At 40.6% G+C, this 13,287-nt stretch carries 11 protein-coding genes; 4 read left to right on the top strand and 7 right to left on the bottom strand.

Annotated features, from left to right (window positions below; all coding sequences use genetic code 11):
- Positions 1-2: 2 nt before the first annotated feature.
- The gene (locus AAEZ18_RS11125; protein WP_350551950.1) at positions 3-2,420 is read right to left on the bottom strand and encodes a TonB-dependent receptor; all 2,418 of its coding nucleotides are present in this window, start codon (positions 2,418-2,420) and stop codon (positions 3-5) included.
- Positions 2,421-2,794: 374 nt separating this feature from the next.
- Between AAEZ18_RS11125 and AAEZ18_RS11120 the strand changes: the two genes are divergently transcribed.
- The gene (locus AAEZ18_RS11120) at positions 2,795-3,889 is read left to right on the top strand and encodes an NADH:flavin oxidoreductase/NADH oxidase (protein WP_350594744.1); all 1,095 of its coding nucleotides are present in this window, start codon (positions 2,795-2,797) and stop codon (positions 3,887-3,889) included.
- A 76-nt stretch (positions 3,890-3,965) separates the two neighbouring features.
- On the opposite strand, the gene AAEZ18_RS11115 is transcribed toward AAEZ18_RS11120, so the two are convergent.
- The 3 genes from AAEZ18_RS11115 to AAEZ18_RS11105 all read right to left on the bottom strand — a co-directional run bounded on the left by AAEZ18_RS11115 (position 3,966) and on the right by AAEZ18_RS11105 (position 7,120).
- Positions 3,966-4,832 (bottom strand): EamA family transporter, encoded by an 867-nt coding sequence (locus AAEZ18_RS11115; protein WP_350594742.1) that lies wholly within the window; start codon positions 4,830-4,832, stop codon positions 3,966-3,968.
- A 244-nt stretch (positions 4,833-5,076) separates the two neighbouring features.
- Positions 5,077-6,081, bottom strand: a complete 1,005-nt coding sequence (locus tag AAEZ18_RS11110; RefSeq protein ID WP_011329887.1) for a Gfo/Idh/MocA family protein — start codon at positions 6,079-6,081, stop codon at positions 5,077-5,079.
- A 37-nt stretch (positions 6,082-6,118) separates the two neighbouring features.
- Positions 6,119-7,120 carry an AraC family transcriptional regulator gene (locus tag AAEZ18_RS11105; protein WP_350594739.1) on the bottom strand — a complete coding sequence of 334 codons (1,002 nt, stop codon included), beginning with the start codon at positions 7,118-7,120 and terminating at the stop codon, positions 6,119-6,121.
- 104 nt (positions 7,121-7,224) lie between these two features.
- Here AAEZ18_RS11105 and AAEZ18_RS11100 point away from each other — a divergent pair, with 104 nt between their 5' ends.
- Entirely contained in the window at positions 7,225-8,826 is a 1,602-nt protein-coding gene (locus AAEZ18_RS11100) for a GMC family oxidoreductase (protein ID WP_350594737.1), read from the top strand.
- 8 nt (positions 8,827-8,834) lie between these two features.
- On the opposite strand, the gene AAEZ18_RS11095 is transcribed toward AAEZ18_RS11100, so the two are convergent.
- The 3 genes from AAEZ18_RS11095 to AAEZ18_RS11085 all read right to left on the bottom strand — a co-directional run bounded on the left by AAEZ18_RS11095 (position 8,835) and on the right by AAEZ18_RS11085 (position 10,671).
- Positions 8,835-9,638 carry a class I SAM-dependent methyltransferase gene (locus AAEZ18_RS11095; RefSeq protein ID WP_350594735.1) on the bottom strand — a complete coding sequence of 268 codons (804 nt, stop codon included), beginning with the start codon at positions 9,636-9,638 and terminating at the stop codon, positions 8,835-8,837.
- Between the two features lie 180 nt (positions 9,639-9,818).
- A complete protein-coding gene (locus AAEZ18_RS11090; RefSeq protein WP_011329893.1) occupies positions 9,819-10,223 on the bottom strand; it encodes a hypothetical protein in 405 nt (134 codons plus the stop codon).
- A gap of 28 nt (positions 10,224-10,251) precedes the next feature.
- Complete coding sequence (locus tag AAEZ18_RS11085) at positions 10,252-10,671, bottom strand: DUF3429 domain-containing protein (RefSeq protein ID WP_011329894.1); 420 nt, start codon at positions 10,669-10,671, stop codon at positions 10,252-10,254.
- A 256-nt stretch (positions 10,672-10,927) separates the two neighbouring features.
- Here AAEZ18_RS11085 and ahpC point away from each other — a divergent pair, with 256 nt between their 5' ends.
- Together ahpC and ahpF are read left to right on the top strand one after the other, a co-directional pair.
- Positions 10,928-11,497, top strand: a complete 570-nt coding sequence (ahpC, locus tag AAEZ18_RS11080) for an alkyl hydroperoxide reductase subunit C (RefSeq protein WP_011329895.1) — start codon at positions 10,928-10,930, stop codon at positions 11,495-11,497.
- Positions 11,498-11,647: 150 nt separating this feature from the next.
- Positions 11,648-13,219 (top strand): alkyl hydroperoxide reductase subunit F, encoded by a 1,572-nt coding sequence (ahpF, locus tag AAEZ18_RS11075; RefSeq protein ID WP_086994560.1) that lies wholly within the window; start codon positions 11,648-11,650, stop codon positions 13,217-13,219.
- Positions 13,220-13,287: the final 68 nt, after the last annotated feature.

The raw sequence follows: 13,287 nt of genomic DNA, 5'->3' as shown, positions 1-13,287 counted from the left end.
AATTATATTTCAAACTTGTAGTTAAATTTAATGCCTACCGTAAGAGGGCGGTTAATGTAATGGCCATAGTTGCGTTGTATTTCTGCGCCATTAGCACTTGTAATATCGGCATCTGAGCGACGCACCGATGTAACAGCATATTTATTAAACATATTATCAACATATAATGTAGTTGACCACGCATCTGCTGTTAACTTAGCAGAAATATTACTTAAGCTGTAACCTGGTAGTACTTCACCACTATCACGTAAACCAACTTTGGAAATAACGTCACTTTGCGCAGTTAAGCCGTAGTTTATATCTAATGTTTTGTCGTTAAACACGTCAGTTTGGTAATTAATACCTAATGAAAACTGATGCTCTGGTGAACCAGGTAAACGATCGCCATCTGCAGCGCCATCACTCCCGTCGGCGTTAAATAAAAATGGTGCATCTGATGTTAGCTCCGCTTTAGTGTAAGCGTATGTTGCATAGGCGCTAAATGAGTCTGATAAAATAGCGCGAGTAGCAATTTCAATGCCTTTTGCGTTAGCACTGCCAGCGTTTGAAAGGTAAGGCAGTTGCCCCACTGCGGTTGCCCCAGTAATTTGCGCATTGTCCCAATCTACGTTAAAGAGTGCAGCGTTAAAGTGTAACTGACTTCTAAACCATGTACTTTTAAAGCCAAGCTCGTAATTGGTTGTTATATCGGCATCAAATAGCATTTCATCTGGTTTACCACAGCCTGTTTGTTGATCATCAGGAAGTGGATCAGGGCACGGAACCAAGCCATTTGAACCACCAATTCTAAAGCCTTCACTTACCGTTACATAGCCCATTACGGTGTCATTAAATTGATACTTAGCGTTAAATTTTAACAGATTACCATTATCACTTGCTGCATTCTCTTCAAAGTTAATAGCGATATCGTTAGGGCCAGCACCATCATATAATGTATTTGCTAACGGAAAGTCAAAAGCGGCTTTAGACTTTACATCGTATTCGTAAAAGCGCACACCAAGCGTTATATCTAGTTTGTCGGTTACTTGATAACCCACTTCACCAAAAAGAGCCGACTCTGTTACTTTGCTGCTCGTTATTTCTAGGTACTCTAGTGCATCAGGTCTAAGTTGAGTTGCGCCAAAGTTATCAACCGCAAACTGATCAAAACCTGGTGTAAATTCTCTACTTGATGCATCTGTGTCTTTTTTATTATAAAAACCACCTACTATCCAACTAAAATCGCTATCACTTTGTGATACTAAACGCAGCTCTTGGGTAAAAGTATCTACTTCATCAATTTCGCGGGTAAATGTTGAAAATGCTGGAAATTCTTCGTAGCCATAATCAAGACGGATCAGTAAATCTGTTTGGTCGCGTTGACCTTCAGCTTCAAAGCTTGATATACCGGTAGCCGATACTAACTCTGCAAAGCCTAAGTCTGCTTTGAGTTCTAGGCTAAGTAATTGATCTTCTTTCACGCGTGGCTCTTCGTAACGATACGCTGATTCGTACTTACCAATTATATCGCTTAAGCCATTGTTTGCATTTAAGCTGTTGCTATGAACAATTGAACGACCTTCGCTGTCTTGTTTTTGATAAAAATAGTTAAGAGTACCTTCAAAAGACTCACTCGCTTTATAACGAACTGATATACGCCCTGTAGTGGTTGTTTCGCCATTGGCATCTTTTACTTGTTTAAGGTTGTTGTTAACGGCATCAGTATTGCTCCAATCAGGATCGCTAAGCGATACTCCCGGCTCACGAACAACATAATTGTAATCTACAAAACCCGGATCTTTATATAGGTTTAAGCTAGTACGTATGGCAAGCGTATCTTCAATAATTGGTAAGTTGAAAATAAAGCCGCCTTCACCGCCTACTGAGTCACTTTCTTGGGTTTGAAAAACATCACCGTAAATTTCGCCTGAGGTATAATCAAGCTCTGGCGCTTTTAGCATGTAACGAATGGCGCCGCCTAATGTACCTGCGCCATATAATGTACCTTGTGGCCCAATGAGTACTTCTACGCGCTCAATATCAACGAGGCGCATATCAACGCTTACCGGAATTTCATTAATATATGTTGCTACAGTGCCGCCATCTGACGCTGGACCCGATGAGTTAGTATTTAAACCACGTACAATAATAGGTGAGCCTTCGCGGCCACCTTGGTCAGTAATTGTTAAACCAGGAACCCAGCGTGCTACATCGGCAAGTTCACTAATGTTTTGATCTTTCATTACATCAGCGTCAAGCGCGGTTATATTAAGTGGTGCTGCTTGTACAGAGCCGCTGCGTCGTGTTGCCGTAACCTCTATAACTTCAAGTGATTTGTTTTTTGTAACCACTTGTTCTTGAGCTGAAGCGGTATTAGAGAATAAAACCACACTTGAAAGTGTGCTTGAAATAGCCAAGGTTAACAGGCTTGGTTTAAACATAAAAAGTGATCCTAGTTCAATAAAATGTGTTTATAAATGAGCGCTAATAGTATCAGGGGGTTTTAGTGATGGAAATAAAAATATGAATTTTAATTCACTTTTTTAGAATAAAAATATAAAGGTGAGTTTGAGTGTTTCACGCTGTATATTAAATAAACAAAGGCGTTGCTTTAAAATCAACCAAAATAATAATTGTGCCTAATATAGATAAAAACTGGATAATGAATAGTTTAAAACGTTATTACTTATATTTTTATAAACACTATAAAAATGAATATTCCCCCCCATAACCTTTATAAATACACGTTTAATTATTGATAACACGAACAGCACAATTTAGTTGTGGCTGTGAGTCAGTTATATGAGGATTTATAATGTCAAAGCTGTTTTCACCATTGTCACTTGGTAAGTTAAGCCTAGATAATAGAATTATTATTGCACCCATGTGCCAGTACTCGGCCAACAATGGCGCTGCAAGTGACTGGCATACCATTCATTTAGGGCAATTGAGTTTAAGTGGAGCGGGTTTACTTATTTTAGAAGCGACGGCCGTTAATCCCGAAGGGCGAATTAGTTACGCCGATTTAGGATTATGGGATGATACTACCCAAGCTGCATTAGCAAAAAGTTTAACGGCCGTAAGACAATACAGCCCAATGCCTATTGGTATTCAATTAGCCCATGCAGGTCGAAAAGCGTCAACCGATAAACCATGGGATGGCGGTGGGGTACTTATGCCCGATCACCTCAATGGTTGGCAAACGGTTGCGCCATCAGCCATTGCCTATGATGAAAACAGCCCCACTCCCAAAGCGATGAACCAAGATGATATAGATTCGCTCATAAGTGACTTTGTTAATGCGGCAAAGCGCGCTGACGAGTTGGGCCTTGATTTAATAGAAATACATGGCGCACACGGTTATTTGCTACACCAGTTCTTATCGCCGCTGGCAAACAAACGTGATGATCAATACGGTGGTAGCCTAGAAAATAGAATGCGATTATTACTCGACGTATTTAAAGCTGTAAGAACGGCATTTCCAAGCAATAAAGCGGTGGGTGTACGTATTTCAGCAACCGATTGGGTTGATGGTGGTTGGGATTTACCGCAATCAATTGAACTGGCAAAAGCACTTGACGCGTTAGGGTGTGACTTTATTCATGTAAGCACTGCGGGTTTAAGCCCTGAGCAAGATATACCTGTTGCTAAGAATTTTCAGGTGCCGTTTGCAACCGCCATTAAACAGGTTGTTAATATGCCAGTGATAGCGGTGGGTTTAATTACCGAGGCGCAGCAAGCTGAAAGTATTATTAGTGATGAACGTGCTGATGGTGTCGCTTTAGCGCGGGGGATTTTATATAACCCACATTGGCCTTGGCATGCTGCGGCCGAGTTGGGCGCGCAAGTGCAGGCACCAAAGCAATATTTGCGCTCAAGCCCACATGGCAAACCATCCCCTATAAAATAGTGAATGACTTAACTACAAAACCCAAGCAAATAGCCTGGGTTTTGTGTGTCTCGGTAGCTTAATATTTAATTAAATATTAAGCAGCGGGCTGCTTTTTACTGTTTGACGTTGAGCTGCCAACCGAGGCAATAATAACTAATAAAATAGCAAGCCACTGCCAAATGCTAAGTAGTTCACCTAAAATAACTAAGCCAGCGAGTGCTGCAATAGCGGGCTCTAAACTCATCATAATACTAAAGCCTTGCGACGACATATTACGCAAAGTGATCATTTCTAGGGTATACGGCAGGGCGCTTGAGAGTACTGCAATAGCAATACCTAACGGAATAATATCCCAACTGAATGAAGAGGCTTGCAAAATTCCGCCATAGGGCACAAGTACAATGGCCGAAATAGTCATACCCATAGCCACAGTTGCACCACCAGAGCCTTGATTACCGGTTTTTTTACCAAAAAGAATATAACCTGCCCAACATGCACCAGCGGCAAGCGCCAATATAACGCCAACCGGATCTAGGCTTTCTTGGCCTTTCATATCAGGCAGTAATAATAAAATGCCCGCAATAGCACAGCCTACCCAAAATAGATCACGCTTACGGCGCGATGAAAATAATGCAACTGCTAATGGGCCGGTAAATTCAAGTGCAACGCCAATACCCAGTGGAATACGCTCTATGGCGTAATAAAACAAAATGTTCATACCGCCGAGGCTCAGGCCGTAAATTAAAATAGGAAATCGTTGGCCTGCGGCAGGTAAGTGTTTCCACGGTTTAAAAATCAGGCATAAAATAGTGGCAGAAAAACCTAAACGCAGTGCAGTAGTCCCTTCAGGGCCTACAATAGGAAAGAGTTGCTTGGCAAGCGACGCACCAGATTGGATAGTTACCATAGCGAGCAATATACAAAAAACAGCGAGTAAGAGTTCTTTCGTAGATGAATGCATTATTTTCCTTGTATATCACTATTAAATTTGGCGCATTCTACCTGTTTTTGATACTCGAGGTAAACTTATTCGATAAACAACATATTAAGCAACTTACGCTTTGTTATTGTTAAAGAAAACATATGTTGTTGCGACTGTTAAACTCGTTGCTTCACAAGCTAAAAAGTAGTTAAAAACGTATGAGTGTTAGCTATTAAACTAACACTCATATTATAAAGCGGCTAATAGGCACTATAGCAAAGGTTTAATTTGTCTCAAACGCTTTATCGTTTGGGTATACAACACCTAATTGCGCGCGAGCGGTATCAAGTACATGCATTACATCAACACTAAGCTGGTGTGTATTAATATCCGATTGCGGCGCTTTTTGTGTCACCATTTGCATAAAATGATCAACTTCATATTTCATAAAATGCTCGTCAAAAGGCTGCGAAAGTAGTTCACGTTCACCGTTGTTAGCAATAAACTCTACTTTTTTGAGTTGCGACACTGCTTCAATCCGAATGCGGCCAAGTTCGCCTTGTATTTCGGTAATATTATCGCCTTGCGATATTTTTGAGTAGCTGATCACCGCTTGTTTATCGTGATAATTTAAGAGTACATCGCCTGCGCCATCTACACCTGTATCAAGGAGTACACCACTTGCGTGTACACTATTTGGTGCGCCCCACAGTGCTATTAATAAATACAGTGGATAAATGCCTAAATCAACCAAAGCACCATTAGCAAATTGAGGTAAAAAGGTATTTGGGCGCTCGCCATTTTTATATTTATCGTAGCGCGACGAATATTGACTATATTGTCCAATAAACTTACGCGGCGTACCAATTTTTAGCATGGCCTGTTGCAACAGTGCAAAGTTGGGTAAATGCGTGGTCATCATGGCTTCCATGTATAAGCATTGATGCTTTTTAGCGGTTGCTATAATAGCGGCTAGTTCGGCACTATTGGCCGCTGCTGGTTTTTCTCCCAGTACATGTTTACCTGCTGCTAAGCATTGCACTGCATATAACTGATGTAAGCTATTTGGTGCGGCAATATAAACGGCATCTACGTGCTCGTCTTGGCAAACTTGCTCTATTGAAGTAAAAATTTTTGCTTGAGTATTTTTTGGGTGTTTAGCTAAAAAGGCTTCGCCGCTCGTTGTTGCGCGCGAGCACACACCATATAAATTAAAATCGATTAAGGTGTTGGCTGCTTTTAATAAGGTATCGCTAATAAAATTAGTACCGACAATAACAAAATTCATACTCAACTCTATAAATTCATAAAAAGTGATACGCAGTTTAACAATTATTTATTCTAAATGCGCGAGGAGAACAGCCAAACCAGCGTTTAACACTGGTGCTTAATGTGGCTTGTTCTTGATAACCCAATAATTCTGATATGGTTGATATAGTAAGTTGCCCTTGTGTTAGGTAGTGCTGTGCAAGTGCACGGCGCGTGGCATCTTTGAGTTTTACAAAGCTGGTATTATGCTTAGCTAGTTTGCGATGCAAAGTACGTGGATGCATATTAAGCGCCGCAGCAATCGTGTGATTAGAGCACTGATAAATAGGCAGCATGGGGCGCATTAACGCGCTTACTTGAATGGGTAATGGGCTGTTGTATTGACTATTTTTAGCTAAAAAGTTTCGTGCAGCCTCTACGTTTATCAGCTCCCCTTGTTCAAGTGCTATGCTTAAGTCTTGTTTCGCAATCACAATACCCGCGCTGTTACGGTGCTCTATTACTTTACAGTCAAAATAGCTGTTATAAGCATACTTACTGGTGGTGAGCTTTTGTGGTAAAAAAACCGTGATAGGTTTGCATTGGTTATTACTAAGCTTTTTAATCGCTCCCATTGCTAAGCCAATCGTTAGTTCGGTAACTTGGTTAATGTTAGGTAGCGGGTTGAGGTTAATTTCGAACGATAAAAATAAGCTTTTATCGTCCTCTAATGGATGAGCCGTAAGCCGAAGAGCAGGGCTGTGCAAATGTAAGTATTTAACCACCCAATCGAGTGCATCACTTAAATAGGTACCGCTTTTAGCGGCAATAGAAATATAACCCAAAATATCAAAACTTTGTCGGCTGGCGAGCTTTAAGCCAAAGCTGGGGCAATTAAATTGTTGTGCGCAGTATTCTAATAATGCTGCATAGCAACGATAGCTTACATATTGGTTTTCGAGCTGAGTAAAATCAACGTTAATATTACACGCTTGCATAATGGCAGTTACATTTGCGCCAAATTCTAAAATTAGCGTATCAATACCTTGTAAAGACGTGGCTCTTATTAAGCTGCTCATAGTTAACCTTTGCTGTTGAGTGTCTAAAAATATCAAGTTTTTATGTTTTTATCTATGCAGTATTATGGTTATGGGCAATTTGTGAAAATTATAAAAGGCATGCTATGAATACAACATTTGACTACATTGTAGTAGGCGCGGGCAGTGCAGGGTGTGTTATTGCCTCGCGGCTATCAGAAAATGCCAATGTAAGTGTGTGCTTAATTGAAGCAGGCTCTAGCGATAATACTGCTTTTGTACAAATGCCTGCAGGGGTTGCTGCAAGTGTGCCTTATGGTATTAATAGCTGGCATTACAATACAGTAGCGCAAAAAGAGCTGAATAATCGCTGTGGTTTTATGCCACGAGGTAAGGTATTGGGTGGCTCAAGCTCTATTAATGCCATGGTGTATATTAGAGGCAATAAATACGATTACGATCAGTGGGCGGCCAATGGCAATAGTGGCTGGGATTATGACAGTTTATTACCCTACTTTATAAAAGCCGAAAACAATAAAACATTTACCAATAGTGAGTTACATGGCACACAAGGGCCACTTCACGTACAAGAATTGAATGAGCCAAGCCCAGAAAATCAATGTTTTTTAAATGCCTGCGTTGAGCAAGGGGTGAGTTTAAATAACGATATAAATGCAACCGAGCAGCAAGGTGCTAGGCTTTCACAGGTTACGCAACATAATGGAGAGCGTTGCAGCGCAGCTAAAGCGTACTTAACTCCTCATTTAAAACGTGCAAACTTAACCGTATTAACCAATAGCCATGTAAATAAAGTAATAATAAACAATAATATGGCGCAAGGTGTACAAATTGAACGTAATAAACAGGTGGTTAATTTATACGCCAATAACGAAGTGATCCTCAGTGCCGGGGCAATTAATTCGCCGCAACTATTAATGCTTTCAGGAGTTGGCCCCAGCAACCATTTACTCGCACATAATATTAAGGTGATAGTACCATTAGAAGGGGTGGGGGCTAACTTACACGACCACCTTACAGTGGTGCCTTTGTATAGAGCAAAAACCAGTAAAGGCACGTTTGGCTTGAGTATCCCAGGGGCTGCTAGGGTGTTAAAAGGTTGTATAGATTGGTTTAGTAAGCGCCAAGGGTGCTTAACTACTAACTTTGCAGAGTCGCATGCATTTATTAAGTTATTTGATGACTCCCCCGCGCCAGACGTACAGCTAGAGTTTGTGCTGGGTTTAGTGGATGATCACAGCCGAAAATTACACACCGGCCATGGTTACAGTATTCATAGTAGTATTATGCGCCCTAAAAGCCGCGGTGCTGTTAAGTTAGCCGATAGTGATCCGCGCAGCGCGCCGCTAATCGATCCTAATTATTTAAGCCATCCCGACGATATAAAAGTGATGTTACAGGGCCTTAAAAAAACACTACAAATAATGCAAAGCAGTGCATTTGATGCCATTCGTGGTGACATGGTTTACCCGCTTGATATAAATAACGATGAGCAATTGATTGAATTTATTCGTCAAACGGCCGATACCGAATACCATCCGGTAGGCACCTGTAAAATGGGTAATGATCCACTTGCAGTGGTTGACAATGAGCTGCGAGTTTACGCTATACAAGGGCTACGTGTAGTAGACGCCTCAATTATGCCCAGCATAATAACCGGTAACACCAATGCTGCGGTTATTGCTATTGCTGAAAAAGCGGCCGATTTAATTAAGCAGGCTAATCCTTAAATTAAGCGTTAAGCATAAAAGGCATTAAGCCATTGTTGCCAGTCGTGTTCTAGGCGCAGCATTTGCTGATGCTTTTTGGCATTTAAGTGTTTGTTTTCGTCCTCGGTTGCCATATAAGGGCCAACACGACAAAGTGGGCAGTGATTTGGGGTTAAATAATGCGGCAAAGTAAGATGGCAGCTTAACTCGCTATGCTGTTTTGGGCTAAATACATAGGTAATACCGCTGGTGTCTTTTACGTGTTTATCACGGTCAACATTGCGAATTTTATAACCAGCAAAGCGGCTAATATCAAACGGCATTTGCCCTAAATACTCAGCGTTTAAATGTGCATTTAAACTGCCTTCTATATTCCACTCCCGATAAGGCTTTACGTCTTTTGAAGTGATATAGCACAGCATTGGGCCATTGGGGTTAAGTGCATACTCGTTAGCGTATTTTATAAATTGGTGCAGTAAAGCACGATTAAATACGTTCATACTGGTTTGTTGAGTATTGTTTTCAAACGCTTCGCGGCCCACAAAGGCAGGAACAAGCGGAAATTGAAAAATAACCACATCAAAGCTATGTAAGTTAACGTTTAGGTTTTGCCAGCAATGGGGTTTTGTAACATCAAAGCTATTAAGTACGGTTACTTTATTGGTTTTTAAAGTGCTTAGTGCATTGTCTTGGTATTTATGCTCAATAGTGGCTGCGTCATCAAACGTAGAGGCAACCAATAAGCTCGGCTTTAGGTGCTGATGCAGCGAGTTAGAAAACGATAAATCGCCATCGCCCACAGTGAGTATTTTCCATTTGGGATTTAGGTACATAAGTTATTTAACCTGGACTCTGGTTAAGAGATTTACTAACGTATTGAATCATATTTATATTTAATTTTCTCTAGCCAGAGGTTTTCAGTGAAAACCTCTGGCGAATTTACGCGTCAATAGCTGGCCTATTGCAAGTAAATTCAACGCAGTTAGCGCTGAAAATAGCTGCTTGAGATCAGGTTATTTAGTATTTTTATCGCTATTTGCAATGATAACGTCGGCGTTATTATTTAGCGCTTGTTGCTCATATAAACGCAGCATGGCTAAACGTGTTTTTAACCCTTCAATGGCCACTTGCTTAAGTATAAGGTTAAAGGTAATTAAAATTGCGAACATAATATGAATAGGGCCATGGGTAAAGCCAGCGTCTATGTCGTAAATAGATAAGCCAAACAAAACAAATAATACCACCATAAGTATTTCAATGAGTTGATTAGAATAAAAGCTCAGACGGCCTTCACTTTTATGATCTTTTTTTATACTAATGGCACAAAAAAATGGAATAACTTTAATTTTAAATACCGCTTTTTTTTCTACGTAGTTTTCGCCAAGCGTATTAAGTTGCTGGCGCAATTGGTCAATCATGGTGTGCCCTTAAGCGCAATAGTTTAAATTAGTTAGGGTAAATGCTCATACCAATAGTAAATATATGGCATACAAACACGACAGAGGTAAGTACAAAACGCATTTTTTGATAATCTTTATGGTAACTTTGCCATTGCGGTGAGGCTTTTTCAAAAATAAGCACCAACCAAAAGCTTACCGCTAACCACGCAAGCGCCCATTCAACTGGTAAAAATGATAAAAACGGTACAGGTATAACTACAATAACTGCTTTTATAGCATTACTGTAACTTTGCTCACCAGCGCGCCATAAGTTACCCGCCATAAAGGCTAAAATAGCAATGCTGTAAAAAGTAAAAAACTCTAAGTTTACACTGTTACTGCCAAACATTAGTGGCCAACCAACACAGCCTAAAAATGGGAGCAAGCCCAAGTAGCCTAGTTGTATGTGGTTAATAAATTTTTCCATAACAGCACGCCTCGTTTATATGGTGAGTATTTAGCGCGGCTATTGTAACAGTATTACTAATAGCTACCTTAAAAAATTGCGTATAAAAGTAATTTGCCAAACCACCATCTTAAAAACTGATTGAATCAATCTAAACAATCAATTTTATTTAAATCTTCATTAGTCTTATAGTATTAATCAAGCCAACGCAGAAGGTCGTTTAAAACGATAGCGTTGATTACTTTTTAAATACATTAAACATAAATGAGGAAATACCATGAGCACTTCATTAATCAACACAAAATTACAACCATTCAATGCAACCGCTTACCACAACGGCGACTTTGTAGAATTATCTGAAAAAGACGTACTTGGTAAATGGTCTATTTTCTTCTTTTACCCAGCTGATTTCACTTTTGTATGTCCAACTGAACTTGGCGACATGGCAGATTATTACGCACAATTACAAGAAATGGGCGTAGAAGTTTATTCAGTATCTACCGATACTCATTTTACTCACAAAGCATGGCACGACACGTCAGACACAATAGGTAAAATTACTTACCCTATGATTGGCGACCCAACAGGGCGTATTACACGTAGCTTTGGCGTAATGATCGAAGAAGAAGGCTTAGCACTTCGCGGAACATTTGTAATGAACCCAGAAGGCGAAATTAAAATTATCGAAACTCACGATTTAGGTATTGGCCGTAGCGCTAAAGAACTTGTTCGTAAAGTACAAGCTGCACAATACATTGCAACTCACGACGGTGAAGTTTGCCCTGCATCTTGGCAGCCAGGTGAAGACACACTTGCACCTTCACTGGACCTAGTTGGTAAAATCTAAGTACTCGATTTACCTAGTAAGGGCAGGTAACTGCCCTTAAATCAATAAACATCCGTTTGTTGGTGCCTCCTATTTCAATATACTTGTTTAAGCACATGCATTATTTGGCATGGGAGGCTTGCTGTTTAAATTTTCTAAAAGGGTTAAGCCATGTTAGATAACAACATAAAAAATCAATTAAAAAGCCATTTTGAATCGCTTACTCAACCTGTTGAGCTGCTTATCGCCTTGGACGACAGCAAAAAATCAACAGAAGTAGCAAGCTTAGCAAATGATTTAGCCTCACTAAGCGATAAATTTACGGTAATAAACAACCCAGACACAAGCGCGCGTCGTCCGTCAATGGTTGTACATTCACCTATTAAAAACACCCATATTACCTTTGCGGGTGTACCTATGGGCCACGAATTCACTAGTTTAGTGTTAGCGCTGTTGCACACTGGCGGACATGCCAGTAAAGCAAAAGCCGAGGACATTGAACAAATAAAGTCGCTCGACCAAGCGCTTAATTTTGAAGTGTATATAAGCTTAAGTTGTCAAACCTGCCCACAAGTAGTGCAGGCTTTAAATACAATGGCAGCAACTAATAATAAAATTAAAGCCACCATGATAGATGGCGCGTTATTTCAAGGCGAAGTAGAAGAGCGCAACATTTTAGCTGTACCGGCTGTTTATTTAAATGGGGAACCATTTAGCCAAGGTGCACTAAGCCTAACCGACATACTCAATAAAGTAGATAGCAAAGGTGCACAGCGCCAAGCTGAGTCGTTAAGTAAAAAAGAAAAGTTTGACGTGTTAGTTATTGGTGGTGGGCCTGCGGGTGCATCGGCTGCTATTTACTCAGCACGAAAAGGGTTAAACACCGGTATTGTTGCAGATAGATTTGGCGGACAAGTAGCCGATACTTTAGCAATCGAAAACTTTATTTCGATTAAAGCCACCGAAGGGCCAAAACTGGTAGCACAACTAGAAGAGCACGTTAAAGAATACGATGTAGATGTAATGCATAATCAACGCGCAGCTAAGCTTAGTCGCAATAATAGTGGTTACGAAATTACTCTAGAAAACGGCGCGGTACTGAGTGCTAAGTCGCTGGTACTGGCAACAGGCGCACGCTGGCGCGAAATGAACGTGACTGGCGAGCAACAATATCGTGGCCACGGTGTGGCATATTGCCCACATTGCGATGGGCCCTTATTTAAAGGCAAACCGGTTGCGGTAATTGGTGGCGGTAATTCAGGTATAGAAGCCGCGATTGATTTAGCCAATATTGTAGAGCATGTAACGGTACTTGAATTTGCCGATACATTACGTGCCGACGAAGTACTTATTCGCAAAGCTAGCAGTATGGCTAATATTACTATTATTAAAAGTGCACAAACAACCGAAGTACTCGGCGATGGCAAAAAAGTAACCGGTTTAACTTACACCGACCGCGTAAGTGGCGACAGTAAGCAGCTCACTCTTGCGGGCATATTTGTACAAATTGGTTTAATACCAAATACAGAATGGCTAAAAGACAGCGAGCTTGAACTGAGCAAATTTGGTGAGATTTTAATTGATGCCAAAGGCGCAACATCACTCCCAGGCGTTTATGGTGCGGGGGATGCAACCAATACGCCATTTAAGCAAATAATAATTGCTATGGGCAGTGGTGCAACAGCCAGTTTAGGTGCGTTTGATTACTTAATTCGCCACAGCGATGAAACAGAGCAAGCTTAATTTAGTTAATCTGCATCAGGTTAGTTAAAAAACGTCTCTTGATATAACAGCAAAAATACACCCATAGC

Source organism: Pseudoalteromonas sp. 19-MNA-CIBAN-0066, assembly GCF_040308705.1.
Classification (GTDB): domain Bacteria; phylum Pseudomonadota; class Gammaproteobacteria; order Enterobacterales; family Alteromonadaceae; genus Pseudoalteromonas; species Pseudoalteromonas nigrifaciens.
This window is presented reverse-complemented; position numbering and strand designations above follow the sequence as displayed.

Excerpts from the sequence above, each read along its gene's own strand:
- AAEZ18_RS11125 (WP_350551950.1), bottom strand. The coding sequence starts at position 2,420 with ATGTTTAAACCAAGCCTGTTAACCTTGGCTATTTCAAGCACACTTTCA.
- AAEZ18_RS11120 (WP_350594744.1), top strand. The coding sequence starts at position 2,795 with ATGTCAAAGCTGTTTTCACCATTGTCACTTGGTAAGTTAAGCCTAGAT.
- AAEZ18_RS11115 (WP_350594742.1), bottom strand. The coding sequence starts at position 4,832 with ATGCATTCATCTACGAAAGAACTCTTACTCGCTGTTTTTTGTATATTG.
- AAEZ18_RS11110 (WP_011329887.1), bottom strand. The coding sequence starts at position 6,081 with ATGAATTTTGTTATTGTCGGTACTAATTTTATTAGCGATACCTTATTA.
- AAEZ18_RS11105 (WP_350594739.1), bottom strand. The coding sequence starts at position 7,120 with ATGAGCAGCTTAATAAGAGCCACGTCTTTACAAGGTATTGATACGCTA.
- AAEZ18_RS11100 (WP_350594737.1), top strand. The coding sequence starts at position 7,225 with ATGAATACAACATTTGACTACATTGTAGTAGGCGCGGGCAGTGCAGGG.
- AAEZ18_RS11095 (WP_350594735.1), bottom strand. The coding sequence starts at position 9,638 with ATGTACCTAAATCCCAAATGGAAAATACTCACTGTGGGCGATGGCGAT.
- AAEZ18_RS11090 (WP_011329893.1), bottom strand. The coding sequence starts at position 10,223 with ATGATTGACCAATTGCGCCAGCAACTTAATACGCTTGGCGAAAACTAC.
- AAEZ18_RS11085 (WP_011329894.1), bottom strand. The coding sequence starts at position 10,671 with ATGGAAAAATTTATTAACCACATACAACTAGGCTACTTGGGCTTGCTC.
- ahpC (WP_011329895.1), top strand. The coding sequence starts at position 10,928 with ATGAGCACTTCATTAATCAACACAAAATTACAACCATTCAATGCAACC.
- ahpF (WP_086994560.1), top strand. The coding sequence starts at position 11,648 with ATGTTAGATAACAACATAAAAAATCAATTAAAAAGCCATTTTGAATCG.